At 70.1% G+C, this 16762-nt stretch carries 13 protein-coding genes; 5 read left to right on the plus strand and 8 right to left on the minus strand.

Annotation, left to right across the window (positions count from 1 at the left end):
• The first annotated feature begins 680 nt into the window (after positions 1–680).
• Entirely contained in the window at positions 681–2579 is a 1899-nt protein-coding gene (locus AB0F13_RS04115; RefSeq protein ID WP_362074810.1) for a hypothetical protein, read from the plus strand.
• 973 nt (positions 2580–3552) lie between these two features.
• Here AB0F13_RS04115 and AB0F13_RS04120 read toward each other — a convergent pair.
• The 7 genes from AB0F13_RS04120 to AB0F13_RS04150 are packed head-to-tail and all read right to left on the minus strand — an operon-like array spanning position 3553 to position 10597.
• The gene (locus AB0F13_RS04120; RefSeq protein ID WP_362074813.1) at positions 3553–3852 is read right to left on the minus strand and encodes an antibiotic biosynthesis monooxygenase family protein; all 300 of its coding nucleotides are present in this window, start codon (positions 3850–3852) and stop codon (positions 3553–3555) included.
• The gene (locus tag AB0F13_RS04125; protein WP_362074816.1) at positions 3849–5396 is read right to left on the minus strand and encodes a class I adenylate-forming enzyme family protein; all 1548 of its coding nucleotides are present in this window, start codon (positions 5394–5396) and stop codon (positions 3849–3851) included. Before AB0F13_RS04125 ends, AB0F13_RS04120 begins: the two co-directional genes overlap by 4 nt.
• Positions 5380–6345 (minus strand): aromatase/cyclase, encoded by a 966-nt coding sequence (locus AB0F13_RS04130; protein WP_362074818.1) that lies wholly within the window; start codon positions 6343–6345, stop codon positions 5380–5382. The genes AB0F13_RS04125 and AB0F13_RS04130 overlap by 17 nt, the downstream gene beginning before the upstream one ends.
• Positions 6346–6388: 43 nt before the next feature.
• Positions 6389–7156, minus strand: a complete 768-nt coding sequence (locus AB0F13_RS04135; protein ID WP_362074821.1) for an SDR family oxidoreductase — start codon at positions 7154–7156, stop codon at positions 6389–6391.
• A complete protein-coding gene (locus AB0F13_RS04140; RefSeq protein WP_362074824.1) occupies positions 7153–8835 on the minus strand; it encodes an FAD-dependent oxidoreductase in 1683 nt (560 codons plus the stop codon). Before AB0F13_RS04140 ends, AB0F13_RS04135 begins: the two co-directional genes overlap by 4 nt.
• Positions 8832–9449: a dTDP-4-dehydrorhamnose 3,5-epimerase family protein gene (locus AB0F13_RS04145; RefSeq protein WP_362074827.1), complete on the minus strand. Its 618-nt coding sequence runs from the start codon at positions 9447–9449 to the stop codon at positions 8832–8834. The genes AB0F13_RS04140 and AB0F13_RS04145 overlap by 4 nt, the downstream gene beginning before the upstream one ends.
• The gene (locus AB0F13_RS04150) at positions 9437–10597 is read right to left on the minus strand and encodes a nucleotide disphospho-sugar-binding domain-containing protein (protein ID WP_362074830.1); all 1161 of its coding nucleotides are present in this window, start codon (positions 10595–10597) and stop codon (positions 9437–9439) included. Before AB0F13_RS04150 ends, AB0F13_RS04145 begins: the two co-directional genes overlap by 13 nt.
• 199 nt (positions 10598–10796) lie before the next feature.
• Here AB0F13_RS04150 and AB0F13_RS04155 point away from each other — a divergent pair, with 199 nt between their 5' ends.
• From AB0F13_RS04155 to AB0F13_RS04170, 4 genes are read left to right on the plus strand one after another with little or no spacing between them, the layout of a single operon-like run.
• Positions 10797–11996, plus strand: coding sequence for a nucleotide disphospho-sugar-binding domain-containing protein (locus tag AB0F13_RS04155; protein ID WP_362074833.1), 1200 nt, complete (start codon positions 10797–10799; stop codon positions 11994–11996).
• Between the two features lie 16 nt (positions 11997–12012).
• Positions 12013–13299 (plus strand): acyltransferase, encoded by a 1287-nt coding sequence (locus tag AB0F13_RS04160; RefSeq protein ID WP_362074836.1) that lies wholly within the window; start codon positions 12013–12015, stop codon positions 13297–13299.
• Positions 13296–14498: a nucleotide disphospho-sugar-binding domain-containing protein gene (locus AB0F13_RS04165; protein ID WP_362074839.1), complete on the plus strand. Its 1203-nt coding sequence runs from the start codon at positions 13296–13298 to the stop codon at positions 14496–14498. The genes AB0F13_RS04160 and AB0F13_RS04165 overlap by 4 nt, the downstream gene beginning before the upstream one ends.
• An 11-nt stretch (positions 14499–14509) precedes the next feature.
• On the plus strand, positions 14510–15526 hold the full coding sequence (locus AB0F13_RS04170; protein ID WP_362074842.1) for an NAD-dependent epimerase/dehydratase: 1017 nt from the start codon (positions 14510–14512) through the stop codon (positions 15524–15526).
• On the opposite strand, the gene AB0F13_RS04175 is transcribed toward AB0F13_RS04170, so the two are convergent.
• The gene (locus tag AB0F13_RS04175; RefSeq protein WP_362074845.1) at positions 15499–16725 is read right to left on the minus strand and encodes a class I SAM-dependent methyltransferase; all 1227 of its coding nucleotides are present in this window, start codon (positions 16723–16725) and stop codon (positions 15499–15501) included. The two genes, AB0F13_RS04170 and AB0F13_RS04175, sit on opposite strands and share 28 nt — an antisense overlap.
• Between the last annotated feature and the right edge of the window lie 37 nt (positions 16726–16762).

Here is a 16762-nt window from a genome sequence, read left to right on the forward strand (position 1 = left end):
GCACTTCAGCGCGTGCGCTGCACAGCACGAGGCGGGCAAGCGGTCTGCCCTTGCGCCGGTGGGGGCATGAGCAAACCCAGTGTCCTAGTAGCCGCCGTATCGGTGAGTACGGTCGCGTTGCCCGCAGGGTCCTTGATCCCGGACTCGGCGAAGGCGGCGCAGCCGTTGTGGTTGCCCGGCAGCGGTCGCCCGAGATCCGGCCGACGGCCGCCGCAGAGATCCTCAACAGCGGGGCGAGCTGCCGCATCGTGAGGTTGATGCGGCAGCGCAACGCCACCAGAGGTCTCAGCGCCACACCCATGGGCAGACCGGGCGGTCCGGATCCCATGGGTCGGCTGCCTCACGGTGGACGGCTCGCACCAGGCGCTAGGACCGACGCGGAGCCCGGTGTCCCCTCGCGGAGCTCACGAGGATCGGAGGCGACTTGCACGATCAGCTCAAGGCAGCATCCGACCAGGAGTTTGCGAGACAGCTCAGCGCTGGCCGCCTTCATCGGTTTGTCGAAACCTGCCGATGTGCGTGGAGACGTTGTCTGGAGCAGTCTGGAAGAGGGGAGGGCGGCTCGGGCAGTAGTGGTTCCTCCGGCGTCAAGGCCACGGCTGCTCCGGGCGCCGGAGACCACGTGATCTCACGCCGAGATCGCTGCTGAAAGGTACTGCGTCCGGCGAGAGGGGCATCTGGTGGATGAAAATAAGCATTTCCAGGTGCTCGTGCTGGATTACACGATGGCACGAGAGGACGAGCGGACCTTTCAGGCGATTCAAGCGACGGTTGCAGGCTTCGCTGTGGCTCTTCTGGCGGTTACTGCCACCGTTGCCAGCGAAACCTGTAAGCTGAGAAAGCTGCCGCGTAACAATCCGTCCTGCAAGGATCCGCCCGATATTTTTCTCGCGGCGGTTCCATCGATCCCGCTCGCTCTGCTCGCCTTTTTGGAACTGCTCGGTCTAGTGGCCTCCCTGCGTAGCTACTATCTCAGGGCTGTTGAAAAAGAGCTGCGCCAATACACTGCACCTCTGTCCGAGCTTGAGGGCATTGGCGCGGTCAGGCCGGTATCCTACATGGGCATTATGACTGAGGTTACTACCCTACGCAGAGGCAGAGCTGGCTATCGCGTCCTTTCCGTCATGATCATGTTCATAGCCCTCTTCTTCTTCGGTGGCATGACCATCTATATTGCCATGGAGCTTGGTGGTAGATATAGAATCGCAATGCTAGTGGCTTACGGGTTCGCCTTCTCGATCCTTGCATTTGATGTTGCGGCTGCGACCTTTGGGGCGCGGAGTACTTTCCTCAAGATTGCCAAAAGGTTTGTCGAACGGCAATCCAAGCCGATCCTTAGTGGCGCTGTTGCCTCAGGGCGTGGCCTCGGGTCCTACCTTGCTATACCCAGACCGGAAGACTGGGTAAAATGGCTCTTCATTCCAGTTGTTTTTGTGATTACTTCCTGGTCGGGTAGTTCGGGTTTTCGATGGGGGCGAATGCTGATAATTCTGCTGATCGTGGAGTATCTGGTCTACTCGGCTAGGTATCAGTGGAATGATGTTCGCGGCTTGAAGGATGATGCCGAGCACCCGGAAAAGAGAGCCAGGCGACGCCTGCCGATCAGTCGGGACGCGGCACGACAACGATTCTTCGTTGGTAGCAGTCTTTTTTTGGCATTTCTCCGGCTCATTATTGCAGGTATTGTCGGCTACTACACCGGGCTCCTCTCATTTGCCCTGGTCTTGACAGGTCTGGTGTTTTCTGTAGCCGCTGTGTACGAGTTTTTGCGCGCGGTTGAATCAGCTCATCCGGTGGCAGCCAGAGGTCTGTGGTTGGTCGTCGGCGCAGGCTACTCTGTCCGGTTTCTGGCGGGTGTCGTTGCTGCGGACATGCCTCTTGGTGGTTCCATGGCGATCGCAGGTGCTGTCTTCTCGTTTTTCTTCGGAATAATGTTCGTCCTGCTTACGTGGGTGTTGGAAGGGACTAGCTATTGTCAAGCGGATTCCGACAACATCTGGCATGTTGCCGGTGAAAGGATGCAACAAAAGGCGCATATCATTTCCCTCCTCAAGTGTTTGATTCACCCGGAGGTTCGTAAGGGTGGTATGTTTCTTTTGATGCGATCTACTGAGGATTGTGGAGATTCGACGATTCTTGAGAAACGAAGTCTGGCCGGTATGCCATGGAACAAGGCTTATCTGATTGCATCCGTGAGCGGCGCGCTTCTGGCGGCGTGTCTGGCTCATCTGAGGCCGCTGGCGCTTATCTGGGTAATTGTTGCGCTCAGCGTGATCGGTGCTATCTGTGTTTCTCTCTCCGATGTTCCAGTACCAGCTGTGATCTTCGGAGTTGCTGTGCCAGTAGAGCTTCTGCTTGCCGAAGCATTGATCGGCGGTGTGCCTGGCGCGAAGAATGGTCTACTTTTGATTTCTCCGTGGCTCATAACGTCGGGGACGTATATTGGATTTCGTCAGCAAACCTATAGGCGTCTCAAGAACTTCCCCGACCTCGTGGCTGAGGCTTTCGAAAAGTTTGCGCATGGTACAGCGAGACTTGTTGTTGGTAGCGATACTTGGGATCTAATTCGGCGACGCTAAAAGAGTTGGAGCCGTCTAAAAGCTATCTCGGAAGGGTGCCAGGCCAGTGTCAGGAGCATCGCCACTGATGTGTTGCGGAGGTAGCGATGCGGTCGCGATCGATCGCGGTGGTGTGAGGCACTCGAGTCCCTTGAAACGGTGCATGGTGCCGACAAGAGTTTTTGCCGTCTGTAGTACATGCCTACTAACCGTGTCGTGGTCGGCGACACACGCGGCGAGGATTTCGGTACTGCCAAGATTATCCGCTGTGTGGCAGTGGTGCAGAAAGGCCTGCGGCGTGTACGCCTCTCATGGCCCAGTCCAGGCACATTTCCACTTCCCGAGAGCCAACACCATGCTGGGTCAGTGGCTCAGCGCCCCATTAACTAGCAGTTTGTCGGGCGTCGTCCGGCTCAGGCGGCCGCGATCCTATGTCCCTGCCCGAGAGGGCGCTCATGGAGGTCGAATACCGGCCAGCCAGCCGGCAGAGAGACCGCCCTGCCACGTCGGTGATGCCGCGCGTCCGGAGGTACTGCTGGATCCGGTCGGTGAGTTCTTGCGCTCTGCTCGTCATCCACGCTGGCTCACGCCCGGTGATACGGAGAGTCGCGTCATCGGGCTGGGTGGTGACGATGGTCCGCTGCGGGACCCGGGTCAATCAGATATGGACGCTTCCCGCGACCAGTGACCCCGCGCTGATCACCAGCTCGACGGTGCCCATGAGGTCCGCAGCCCTTGTCCGTGCGGCCGGGTGTGCGCTGACGGGGTGCGTTCAAGGCGGCATCGGTGTCGGTACCGGCGATCTCACCGCGCAGCTCGTGCGCTTCGCGGCGGGCGCGCAGGGATCATGGTCGGTGATCAATATCCGGTACCGGCTCCGGTCTCCGTGGATGGTGCTTACATGCCCCTTGGTCCACCGTGCGAGGGCAGCCCGCATCCGCTCACCGTAACGGAGCCCTGCATGGTCCGTGGTGCCCGAAGAGCATGAGCCCCCTCAGCCCAACCCGCCCCCCGCCTCCTCCAAGGTCTCGAAGATGTCCGGCTCCGGCGTCGCGAGGCTGCTCAGGGCGCGGACCTTTTCGCGGAAGGCGTCGGCTGTCATGGCCTGGCGGTGGGACTGGGCGTCGGTCCACTCGGCGGTTTCTATGTAGATCTCGGGGTGGTTGAGGGAGCGGTGGAGGCGGTGGCTGAGGAAGCCGGGTTGGGTGCTCATGTGGTCGGTGATGCCGCTGAGGACCTTTTCGAAGGTGGCGGTGTCGCCGTGCACGGTGAGGCGGTTGATGACGGTGATCACGGGGTGACTCCTGTCGGGTCGTCGGAGGCCGCGGCTCGTTCGCGCAGTTCGCGGCGGAGGATCTTGCCGTTCGGGGAGCGGGGGATGGCCGGGAGCACCGAGAGGTACTTCAGGTGCTGGTAGTAGGGCACTTGGTCGTTGACGTAGGCGGTCAGTGCGCTCGGTTGTGGTGGCTCGCGGTCGCGGGCGAGGACGACGAACGCGTGGGCCACCGCGCCGCTGAAGGGTTCCGGGTGGTCCACCACCGCGCAGTCGTGGACGGCCGGGTGACGGATGAGAACCCGTTCGATCTCCGTGGGGGAGACCAGCCAGTTCTCGCACTTGAAGACGTCCTTGAGGCGGTCGGCCAGGAAGAGGTGGCCCTCCTCGTCCTGGTAGCCGACGTCACCGGTGGAGAACCAGCCGTCGGCGTCGGTCGCCGGGGTGGCTGCGCCCAGGTACCCCTTCATGAGCTGCGGCCCCCGCACCTGGACCTCGCCCTGGCGTCCGGTGGGCAGCGGTGCCCGGGTGTCCACGTCCACCACCCGGCAGTCGGTGCCGGGTACGGCGGTGCCCACCGATCCCGGCCGGGGCCGGGCGGGCGGTTCGCAGTGGGTGAGGGGGGAGGTCTCCGCCAGGCCGTAGCCCTGGACGACCGGGATGCCGAAGTGAGAGGCGAGGGTCCGGGCCGGTGCCGGCAGGAGCGCCGAGCCGCCGGAGAAGATGGCACGGACCGTGTGCAGGGCGAGCTGCGGCAGCCGGGGATCGGCCGCGAGGTGCGCCAGGCGTACGGGCAGGCTGTAGTAGTGCGTCGCCGCGTGGCGGTTGGCCGTCCCGATCGCCGTCGCCGGGTCGGGGTCGGGGCACAGCAGCTGTGTCGCTCCCGCGTGGACGGCCGAGTTCAGATGCATGGGGTGGTAGAGCGGGAGGTGGTTGAGGGTGACCGAGCCGCCGTCCAGCCCGTGGACGGCGGCGATCTGCGCTGCGTTGACCACGAGATTGCGGTGGGTGAGCTGGACGGCCTTGGGGTCGCCGGTGGTCCCGCTGGTGAACTGGATGCAGGCCACCGAGCCGGGGTCCGTCCTGATGGCACTCACGTCCGGCCCGTCGCCGGTGACGGCGTCCGGTGCGACCACCGTGCGCAGGTGCGGCAGCCGGTGGCGGACGCGCGCCATCCGCTCGGCGACCTGGGGTGGTGCGACCGCGACGGACACCTCGGCGGTGCCGAGCGCGTACGCCAGGGCCTGCTCGTTCAGCAGCGGGTTGATGAGGGCGATCACGTTGCCGGCGCGCGCCGTGGCGTAATAGGCCACGGCGAAGGAGGGGTCCAGGGTCGCCACGATCCCCACGGCGGCCCCGCGCCGGCCGGCCATCGCGGCCAGCGCGCTCGCACACCTGCTGACCTGCTCGTCCAGCTCGGCGAAGGTCGTCTGCCCGGCCGGGGTGCGGAGGGCGACGCGGCCGGGCGCCGCCGCGGCGGCCAGGCGCAGCAGGCCGTCGAGCGGCACGTCCGGCACGTGCGCCAGGCCGGGCGGGGCGCCCATGGCCTCACGCGGTGACGGCATTGAGGCGCTCCTCGGCGAACTGCTGCGCGTAACGGAGGGTCTGGAGGCTGTTGGTGCTCAGGACCCGGCGCAGGTACTTGCGGGCGTCGGCGACCGTGGTGCCCTCGCCCAGCAGCGACAGCGCGGATGTCTTGATCGTCGCGGTGTGCCGGGCGTGGGCGATCACACCCTCGGGGGTCTCGGTGAACACCCAGTGCCCGGTGTGCGCGTCGAGCAGGGCGGGCAGGTTGATCTGCTTGTACACGATCTTGTGGGCGGGCAGGCAGACGCGTACCGACCGGGTGGTGTGGTCACGCCCGTCGGGGGTGTGGGTGTGCATGTCGAAGAACTGGATGCCCGGGGTCTCCTCGGACATCTCCAGCTTCGCCACGTGCGGGACCCGCTCGGGCCACTTGTCGGCGGCGTACAGGAACGCGTAGACGTCCTCCAGGCGGCCGCCGATGAACAGCGGGTCCTCGAAGGAGATGACCCGGGGTTCGAGGTCCTCCCACTCCTCGGCCGTCTCCTTCAGGGCCGCGAGCTGGGCGGGGGTCCGCTCGTTGAGCTCGTCGGTGAGCCGGTCCACGGCCGCGGCGGGGCCGGGCTCGTCATCGCGGACCGTGAACTCATGGGTGAGGTCCACGGCCGTCGTGCCGTCGGCCTGAGCCACGAAGGTCCAGGTGGCGCGCATGCTCTCCAGCGGGGCCTGCGGGTCCACCTGGTCCAGGGTGATGCGCAGCCCGTTCCCGTCCAACTGCCGCCGGGCGTCCCAGCAGCGCACTGTGGTGCCGCCGGTCAGCGCCCAGCGCCGTACGAGCTCCGTTCCGTCCTCGCCCCGCTCCAGGACTTCGGCGTGCACGGCCGGCGCGAAGTGCTGGGCCCACTTGCCGAGATCGGCGACCAGGTCGTAGACGAGCCGGGCCGGTGCCCCGGCCGTGATGGTGTGCCGGACGGTGTGTGCGTTCGCCATGCTGCTCCCTCTTCCGGTGTGAAGTGCTGTGCTGTCTGCCGCGCTACCTGCCGCCGGTCACATCGATCACGGTGCCGGTGATGTTGCCGTTCGCCTCCGAGCACAGGAAGGCCAGGACGCGGGCCACGTCCTCCGGCGAGCTGAGCCGCCCGCTGGGGGTACGTTCCGTCTCCTTCTCCCGCACCCGGACCGGCAGATCGGTCAGGACGCCGCCGGTGCGGGTCAGGCCGGGGCTGACGACGTTGACGAACACCCCGTCGGGCCCGGTGTCCCAGGCCAGGCTGCGGGCGAAGCCGTGCAGCGCGGCCTTGCCGGCCCCGTAGAACTCCTGGCCGGGAGCCCCGTCCCGGGCGATGTGGGACGACAGCATCGCCACCCGGCCCCACTTGCGCGAGCGCATGCCCGGCAGGACCAGTTGCACGGTGCGGATCGTCTGCTCCAGGTTGTCCCGCAGCAGCGGCTGCCACTCGCTGACGGGCACCTCCTCGGTGTGGCTGCCGGGCAGGCGCCGCCGGCCCCGCCGCACGGCGTTGGCGACGAGGACGTCCACCCCGCCCCACCGGCGCTCGGCCGCCGCCACGGCCTCGCCGACGCGTACGGGGTCGCTCAGGTCGTACGGCACGGCGCACGCCATGTCGTCGGCGGCGCCCAGTTCCGCGGCGAGACCGTGGGCCTGCCGCTGCGCCGAACGGTAGGTGATCACCACGCGGGCGCCCTCGGCGGCGAACGCCCTGGCGGTGGCCAGGCCGATGCCCGAGGAGGCCCCGGTGATCAGGACGGTCCTTCCGGCGAGTCCGAGGTCCACGGTCACGCCGCCCGGGCGGCGGGCCGCGGGCGGCCGCGTACCGCGTCGAGGGCGGGCGCGAGCGAGCGGGGCGTCAGCGACTCGCCGCGTGCGCACAGGTATCCGTCCGGCCTGACCAGCAGCCAGCCGCCCGCGGTGAGGCCCAGCCGGCGTCGCAGGTGCCCGTCCGGATCGGCCAGCGGGCCGGGCCCGGTGGGGTCGTCAATGGTGCGGACGGACAGCCAGTCGGCGTGCGCGTCCCGCAGCTCCCGGGCGGTGCGGGTGGCGGATTCGTGGCCGCCCGCGAGGAGGAGGGTGCAGCGGGTGTCGCGCAGTTCGTCGGCCACCGCGGCCCAGGCGGCGCCGCGGGCCTCCTGGGCGGTCACCTGGGTGAGCCGCGTACCGGCGCGCGGGCCCGCGGCGCCCGGGGGGCGGGTGTCGGCAACCGTCAGCGGGCTCGCCGTGTAGTCCAGGGCCAGCGCCGACATCGCGCCGATGATCTGCCGCTCGATCCTGCCGCGCAGCGGCGCGAACCTGCGGACCAGGGCGAACACCAGCGGCAGCGCCACGGCCGCCGCGGAGTTCTTCAACTGCACGAAGTACGTGGCCTTCTTCGTGGACCCCAGCAGGGCCCGTCCGATGGGCACGCGCTCGGCCGAGTAGGTGTCCAGCAGGGCGGCGTCCGCGTGGCCCTGCTCGACCATGGCGAGCTTCCAGGCCAGGTTGTAGGCGTCCTGGATCCCGGTGTTGAGGCCCTGCCCCGACGCCGGGCTGTGTACGTGCGCGGCATCGCCGGCGAGCAGGCAGCGGCCCTTCCACATGCTGGTGATCATGCGTTGCTGAATGGTGAAGACCGACACCCAGCTCGGCGTGTGCACCTTCGCCGGGCGGCCGAGCCCGCGGCGCAGCTTGCGGGCGAACCGCTCGGCCACCGCACCGGGGTCGCCGTCGTAGTCGGCGTCGGCGGTGTCCAGCAGCCGCCACTTGCGCTCCTCCGGGAAGGGGACGGCCATGACCGTGCCCTTGCCGACCTTGATCCAGTGGATGCTGTTCTGCGGCAGGTCGACGTCGACCTCGGCGTCGGCTATCAGCCAGGTCTCGCTGGAGTCGCCGATCAGCGGCATGCCCAGGATCCTGCGGACCGTGCTGTGCCCGCCGTCGCAGCCCACCAGCCAGCTCACGGTGAGGTGTTCCTCGTCCCGCGACTCGTCCCGCGACTCGTCCCGCGACTCGTCCCGCGACGTGCGCAGGACGGCGTGCACGGCGTCGGCGTCCTGGGTGAATCCCGCCAGCCGTACGCCCCACTCGACCTCCACGCCGAGCTTGGAGACGGCCTGCCGCAGTGTGTCCTCGGTGGCCGCCTGATCGATCATCAGCGTCATCGGGAAGCGGGTGGGGACCTGGGAGTAGTCGGGCCCGAGACTGGCCAGTTGCCGGCCGTTGAGGTGCATGGTGAAGCGCTGGATGACCCGGCCCCTCGCCATGAGGTCGCCCAGCAGGCCCTGCTGGTCGTAGGTCTCCAGGGAACGGGCGTGGGTGGCCATCGCCCTGCTGGTGACGGCCGGGCCGGCGGCCGCGTCGACCAGCCGCACGCGCAGCCCGCGCCGCAGCAGCTCCAGGGCGGTCATCAGGCCCACCGGGCCCGCGCCCGCCACCAGGACCTGCGGTGCGGCGGCCGGAGCCGCCTCGCTCTCCTGCGTCGTCATCGGGGTCTCCTCAGGATGTCGGGGGACGGGCCGGCCGGCCGCGGGGCTGCCGGGGCCGGACAGGGCGGCAGGAGGCCGCGTCGCCTCGCCTGCTCCAGGGTGGGGGCGTCGCGGTCCCGCTCGGAGACCGTGTGCTCCATGTCCGCCGGCCACGGCAGCGCCAGCTCGGGGTCGAGCGGGTTAACGGCCCGCTCCAGGGAGGCGTCGTAGGGCGCGGAGCACAGGTAGAGCACGGTCGCCCGGTCGGTCAGGGCCATGAAGGCGTGGCCGAGCCCCTCGGAGAGATGGACGGCGTTCCAGTGGCCGGGACCGAGCCGTACCGAGTCCCACTGCCCGAAGGTGGGCGAGCCCTGGCGCACGTCCACGGCGAAGTCCAGGACCTCGCCGCCGACACAGGTGACGTACCGGGCCTGGCCGGGGGGCACCGTGACGTAGTGGATGCCGCGGATCACGCCCTTGCGGGAGATGGAGAGTCCGGCGAGCTCGACGGGGAACGGGGCCCCTCTCGCGTCGGCGACCTCCGCACCGCGATACCACTCGGCGAAGGTGCCGCGCTCGTCGTGGTGGGGCCGCAGGGCGACCTCCCAGGCGCCCGGCACGGCTAGCGGGCGCACGGCGCCTCCCCGGCTCCCACGGCGTCCTTCAGGGCGGGGACCAGGTGGGCGGGGGAGGGCTGCCGGGCGATCTCGGCGGCGAGGGAGAGGGCACCGTCCCGGTAGGTGGGATCGCGCAACAGGGCGCGGCACTCCTCCTCGACCGCGGCCGCGGTGATGCCGGCGGGCGGCAGCGCTCTGCCGGCGCCCAGGGCCGACACCTTCTCCGCGTAGGCGGCCATGTCGGAGGAGGCGTGCGGCAGGATCAGCTGGGGCAGCCCGTGCACGAGCGCGGTCATCGTCGTGCCGGGACCCCCGTGGTGCACGACCAGGTCGCAGGCCGGGAGCACGGTGTTCAACGGCAGCCAGCCCGCCGCCCGTACCGCCGGGGGCAGCGGGCCGCGCTCCCGTCCGGTGTCCATGGCGAGGACCACCTCCGCATCCAGCCCGGTGAGCGCGAGCAGGACGTCGTCCAGCAGATGCCGGGTCACCGTGGGCAGGACGCTGCCCAGCGTGACGCACACCCGGGGCCGGTCCCGGGGCAGCAGCGTCCAGGGCGGCACGGGCGAGGAGCCGTTGTAGGGCACGTACCGCATGCGGCGCGTCGGCACGGACCGCGTGTGCGCGTGCTGCATCCGGGGCGGGCAGACATCGAGGACCAGCCGCGGGGCGGGCAGCCCCGGCAGGCCCAACCGGGCGAGTTCCGGGGCGAGTTCCTCCCCGGCCGCCTCCTCGTACAGCGGGGACGGCGTCAGCCCCCACCCGTGTTCGACCCACGCCACGCCCAGGTGGGCGGCCGCCATCCGCCCCGCGTACTCCGTCGGTTCGCTGATCACCAGGTCCGGCCGCCAGCGCCCGGCGATCCGCACGGTCCGCTCCAGGGTGCGCGCGGCGAGCCTGCCGAACCCCCGGCCGCTGCGCCGCTGCTTCTCCCGCGGATCGGCCGGCCACGGCACGGGCGTACCGTCGCGTCCGAAGCCGATCATCTCGCTCATCGACACGGCCTCGCCGTTCTCGACGGCGGGCAGTCCCGCGGCGAGCGCGACCGAGGCGAAACCGGCGGGCGCGGCGAGGAGAACCTCGTGACCCGCCGACCGCAACGCCCAGGATAGCGGGACCAGTTGCAGCACGTGCCCGTACATGGGCGCCGTGGTCAGCAGAATCCTCATGAGCCCGACCATGGCAGATGCGAAGGCCCGCGGAACAGAGCGGCCGGCCCGCCTCGATTCAAGGTCGAGCAGGGCTCGACCACGGCTCGTGGTCACGCTGACAGAAATAGCCGTGGGCCGAAAGGCTGCCCGGAATCCGGAGGGTTTTGGAATGCGCGTGCTGTTCACCACCTTTCCCTCGCCGTCCCACCATTTTCCGATGGTTCCGCTGGAATGGGCGGCGCGCTCGGCGGGGCATGAGGTGCGGGTCGCCGGCGCACCCTCGCTCGCCGGCGCCATCACCGCCTCGGGGCTGCCGGCCGTCGCCCTGGGCCCCGCCGTGGACCTCGCCGGCAGCGCGCGCGGCAAGGACCTGTCGTCCTGGCACGACCACGACCGGTGGCCGGCCGACTGGCCCGTACGGCCCGAACTCCTCGACGACCGGCGGAAAGGACTGCTCGAAGCCCTGGGCAGACGGCAGTTCGCCATGGCGGAGGCCATGCTGGAGGACCTGGTCGACTTCGGCCGGCACTGGCGTCCCGATCTCGTCGTGCACGACGCCGTGTCCTACGCGGGACCGGTCGCCGCCTCGGTCCTGGGCGTTCCCAACATCAGTCACCTGTGGGGCAGTCCGGGCCTGCAGCGGCTGGAGATGAAGGGGCTGGGGCCCGAGCCCCAGGACGGATACGTCCGGCTCTTCGAACGGTTCGGCGCCCCGGTGCGGACCTGGCCCGACGCCTGGGTGGACCCCTGCCCGCCGAGCATGGGCTTCGGGCCCGCGGCCGACGTCTGGCCGGAGCAGTACGTTCCGTACAACGGGCCCGGCATCACCCCGGACTGGCTGCTCGACCCGCCGCCCGGCCCCCGGGTCTGCGTCACCTGGGGCGCGACCACCGCCAAGCTGCTCGGCTCCGCGATGACGGATCTGCTGCGGCAGGCGGTCCAGGCCGTGGCCGCGCTGCCCGTGGAGGTGGTCCTGGCCACCACCGCCGACCAGCGCGAGCTGCTCGGCGAACTGCCCGCCACCGTACGCACCGTGGTCTCCCTGCCGCTGCACCTGCTGCTGCCCACCTGCTCCGCCGTGGTCCACCACGGCGGGGCGGGCACGACCCTGACGGCCGCCCGCTCCGGCGTGCCGCAGCTGACGATCACGCGCCGCCCGGAGCCGGCCCTCAACGGCGAGCGGCAGGCCGTCACCGGCGCGGGCATCCACCTGACCTACGGCGAGCTGAGCCGGACGCCCCACCCGGTCGACGCGATCCGCGAGCAGGTCACCCGGCTGCTGGAGGTCCCCTCCTACCGGGACGCGGCCCAGCGGCTCGCGGCGGAGATCACAAGCCTGCCGGCGCCCACGGACATCGTCTCCGCCCTGGAGAAGCTGGTCCCGGGCGACGGCCCCCGCAACACCGAGCGCCCATAAGACGAGAGAGGCACATATGGCTGTCCCCGCAGTCGGCTCCGCCGCGCCCACCGGATCAGTGGCCGACCATCTCGTATCGCTCACCGGATTACGCGGAATTCTGGCCCTCACCGTATTCGGCGCACACTTCTACCTCGCCTTCACCATGGCCGGCGGAACGCTGGACACGCCCTTTGTGCAGGACGTCTTCCGGGTGCTGTTCTCCCGTTCCGGCGGGACCGCAGTCTCCTGTTTCTTCCTGCTGAGCGGATTCGTCCTGACCTACATAGCCCGCCCCGAGGACAGTGCCACGTCCTTCTACCGCCGGCGCATAGCGAAGATCTACCCGGTGCACCTGGTCTCCACCGCCATCGCGTTCACGCTGGTGTCGGTGCGGTACGAGGTGCCGGGGCCGAAGGTGTCGCTGTCCCATGTGTTCCTGGTGCAGGACTGGGTGCCCAGCCAGTGGTACTACCTCACGATGACCGGGCTGGACTGGTCGCTGAGCTGTGAGGCCTTCTTCTACCTGTGCTTCCCCGTCCTGCTGCTGGTTCTCACCCGGGCCAGGACGTGGATGCTCTACACCGTCCCGGCCTGCTGCGTGCTCCTGGTCTTCACGCTGCCCTACGTCGTCGGGCACACCTTCAGCCTGACCCACCCCGACCCGATGGAGATGGTGCCGACCGGTGCCTACGGCGGGCCCATCGGCTACTGGTTCGCCTACGTCTTCCCGCCCATGCGCATGCTGGAGTTCGTCATCGGCATCGCCATGGCCCTGCTGGTGCGCCGGGGCGCGTGGCGCGGGCCCGGGGTCGCCCTGTCGCTGCTGCTGTGCGCGATCGGGTGGGGCGTCAACCTCCGCCTCGGCAGCTACCTGCCGCTGGCCGCCGGCATGGTCATCCCCTTCGCCCTGCTCATCGCCGCGCTCAGCCGCGCCGACATCGGGGCCACCTGGTCGCCGCTGAGGTGGAAGCCGCTGGTGTGGTTCGGGGAGCTGTCCCTGTCCTTCTACGTCACCCATCTCCTGGTCCAGGAGGAGCTGTTCAGCAGGCTGTGGAACGTGGGAATGGACGCGGGGCTGCTGCCCGCACCCCTGCCGGTGCTGTCCTGGTGGGTGGCCGTGCTCTCGTTCGTCGCGCAGTTCGTCCTGGCGACCACGGCGGCCTGGCTCCTGTACCGGCTGGTGGAACTGCCCATGCTGCGCAAGCTGCGCCCCAAGGGGGTGTCCCCGCTGCCGGTGGCCCAGAGCGAGTCCCCGGCGCTGCCGGCCGGCGAGGCGAGGACGGCGAGCGCACCGAACTCTTCGGACCTGGTGGAGAAATGAGCGGCATGAAGGTTCTCTTCGCGGCCTCCGGCTGGCCCACCCACTACGTGGCCATGGTCCCGCTCGCCTGGGCGCTGCGGGCCGCGGGGCACGAGGTGTGGGTGGCGGCCCAGCCGTCCATGCACCCCACGATCGTCCGCTCGGGCATGCCGGCCGTCCGGGTCGGGCCCGATGTCGACTTCGTGGCGGTGCGCAAACGCACCCTGCCCCACGAGAAGCGGGACGGGGACGGGCCCAGGACGGAGGCCGAGCTGCGCGAAGCGGCCCGGCAGGACGACGGCGGCCTCTTCAGCGCCTGGGGCGAGGCGACGTCGGCCGCGCTGGAGGACACCGTCGCCCTCGCCCGCGCCTGGCGGCCCGACCTCGTCATCGGGGACACGATGGCGCCGTCCGCCCTCGTCGCCGCCCACGTCCTCGGGGTGCCGGGGGTACGCCATCTGTGGGGGCCCGACATCCTCGGCTCCGAAGGCGGGGAGAAGGTGCTCGACGTCCTCCCCGGCTACTGGGACCAGTACGAGCGCTTCGGCGTCACGGCCGAGGGGGACCCCGCGCACAGGACCGTCTCCCCCTGTCCGCCGAGCCTGCAGGCGCCCGGCGCACCCACCCGGCTGTCCCTGCGCTGGGTCCCGTACAACGGATCGGGGAGGGTGCCCGACTGGCTCGGCCGGCCGGCCGCCGCGCCCCGGGTGTGCGTCACCTGGGGCACCTCGACCACGGATGTGCTCGGAGGCGACGGCACGAACGTCCCCGACGTGCTCACCGCGCTCGCCGGCCTCGACGTCGACGTCGTCGTCACGGTCACCGCCGCCGAATGGGACCGGATCGGCCCGGTCGGCCCCCGGGTGCGGGTGCTGGAGAACATGCCGCTGCACCTGCTCATGCCGGGCTGTGATCTGCTCGTCCACCAGGGCGGGTTCACGACCGCGCTGACCGCCGCCCACCACGGTGTGCCCCAGCTGGTCATTCCGCAGCTGCCCAACCAGGTCAGCGACGCGAAGGTGCTGGCCGGATCCGGGGCCGCCCGTCACCTGCCGGCCGAGGAGGCCGGCGTGGACACCGTGCGCCGGGCCGTGCGGGAGATGCTGGAGCAGCGCTCGTACGCGGACGCCGCGGAGCGGCTGCGCGCGGAGATCCACGAGCAGCCCGCGCCCCGCGAGGTCGCCGATGTGCTCCACGAACTCGTCCGCAGCGGGCCCTGACCGTGGCGGCGATGCCCCGCACCGGGCCGCTGGTCGTCGTGCTCGGCGCCTCGGGCTACATCGGATCGGCCGTCGTGGCGGAGCTCGCCCGGCGGCCGGTCCGGCTGCGGCTGGTGGCGCGCCGGGCCGGCACCCTCCCGCCGGGCGGCGGTGCGTGGATCGAGAGGTGCCCGGCCGACGTGAGCGCGCCGGGCGCCCTCGCGCGTGCCGTGGCGGGCGCGGACGTCGTCATCCACCTGGTCGCGCACAAGGCGGGCGGCGCGGTGTCGTGGCGTGCCGCCGAGGGCGACGCGCTCGCGGAGCGGCTCAACGCGGGCCTGATGCGCGAGGTCGTGGCGGCCCTGCGGGCGCAGGGCCGCCCGGCCGGGCGGCCGCCGGTGGTTCTCTTCGCGGGGTCGGCCTCCCAGGTGGGCCGGCCCGGCCGGATCGACGGGAGTGAGCCCGACGAGCCCGTGACGGTCTACGCCCGGCAGAAGCTCGACGCGGAACGGGCGCTCATGGCCGCCACCGCCGAGGGCGTGGTGCGGGGCATCTCGCTGCGGCTGCCGACGGTGTACGGCAGGGGCCCGGGCCCGCACGGCGGCGGTGTGGTCGCGGCGATGGCGCTGCGGGCGCTCGCCGGCGAGCCCCTGACCGTATGGAACAACGGGGCGGTGGAGCGCGATCTGGTGCATGTGCGGGACGTCGCGCGCGCCTTCTCGGCGTGCCTGGACCATGCGGACGCGCTCGCCGGGAAGCACTGGCTCGTGGGCACGGGCCGGGCCGTGCGGGTCGCGGACCTCTTCCACGCCGTCGCCGCAAGCGTGTCCGCCCGCACCGGCCTGGCCCCGGTGCCGGTGATCCCGGTCGAGCCCCCGGCGACGGCGACGGCCGCGGACGCCCGCGGCACCGTCGTCGACTCCTCGGCGTTCCATTCGGTCACCGGCTGGCGGCCCCGCCTGCCGCTGCGGGAGGCTCTGGACGAGCTCGTGGCGGCTCTCGCGGTAGGAGAGCGGGGCGCTCAGAGGACGCGGACCTCGGGCACGTAGAGGATCCACCGGCCGCCCCGGTCGCGGAAGCGGCTCTCCTTGCGCATGATCTCCTCGGCGTGGTTCCAGGCGAACAGCAGCGCGTAGTCGGGGTAGGGGTCGGCGAACGCCTCCGGCGAGCGGACCGGGATGTGCGATCCCGGGCTGAGCGTGCCCTGCTTGGCGGGGGTGCTGTCGGCGATGAACGACACCAGGTCGGGGCCGATGCCGCAGTAGTTGGTGAGCGTGGCGCTCTTGGCGGTGGCGCCGTAGCCGACGACGCTCCTGCCCTCGTCGCGGCAGCGCTCCAGCAGGCCGCGCAGCGTGGCGCGCAGGGACTCGATGTTGCTCGCGAAGCGGTCGAGGGTGGAGCGCTCGGTGATGCGGCCGACCTTCTCCAGCTCCAGGTACCGTGCGACCGCCGGGCTCGGGGTACGGGCCCCGGGCCGGGCCACGGTGTAGCGGATCTCGCCGCCGTGGACCGGCAGGTGCTCCACGTCGACCAGTTCGAACCCGTAGTGGGCGGCCATGGCCTGCACGGACCGGACGGTGAAGAAGTAGAAGTGCTCGTCGTAGATCTGGTCGAAGGAGGTGCGCTCGATGATGTCGGCCATGTACGGGTCCTCGAAGACGAAGACCCCGTCCGGGGCGAGCAGCGCGTCCACTCCCCGGAAGACGGAGTCGACGTAGGAGATGTGCGAGAAGGTGTTGGCGGCGTAGATCACCTTCGCCGGGCCCTCGGTGGCGGCCACGTCGGCCGCGGTGGACTCCTCGAAGAAGGCGTTGCGCACCCGGATGCCCTTGGCCGCGGCGGCCTGCGCCACGCCCGCGCAGGGTTCCACGCCCAGGTGGCGCCGGCCTGCCCGGGCGACGGTGTCGAGCATGATGCCGTCGTTGCTGCCGAATTCCACGACGAGGTCGCCCGGGTCGCGCAGTTCCCGGTCCAGGAAGTACCGGGCCGTGGCGCGGAAGTGCTCCTGCATCGCGGTGGAACCCGACGACAGGTAGGGGTAGTCGGTGCGGAACATGCGCTCGCGGGGTACGTCCTCGAGCAGTTGCACCATGGTGCAGGAGGCGCACATCGCGACCGCCAGCCGGTGGAAGAACTCTTCGGAGGCGTCCCCGGGGGTGACGAACGCGTCAGCCAGCGGCTGGCGTCCGAAGTCGAAGAACTCGTGCAGCGTACCGCCGCAGATACGGCAGTCGAGCGTGACAGTCATGATGTGTTCCTCAGCTCCTGTCGAAGACGCGGCCTGC

This window comes from Streptomyces sp. NPDC026206, from assembly GCF_040638465.1.
Classification (GTDB): domain Bacteria; phylum Actinomycetota; class Actinomycetes; order Streptomycetales; family Streptomycetaceae; genus Streptomyces.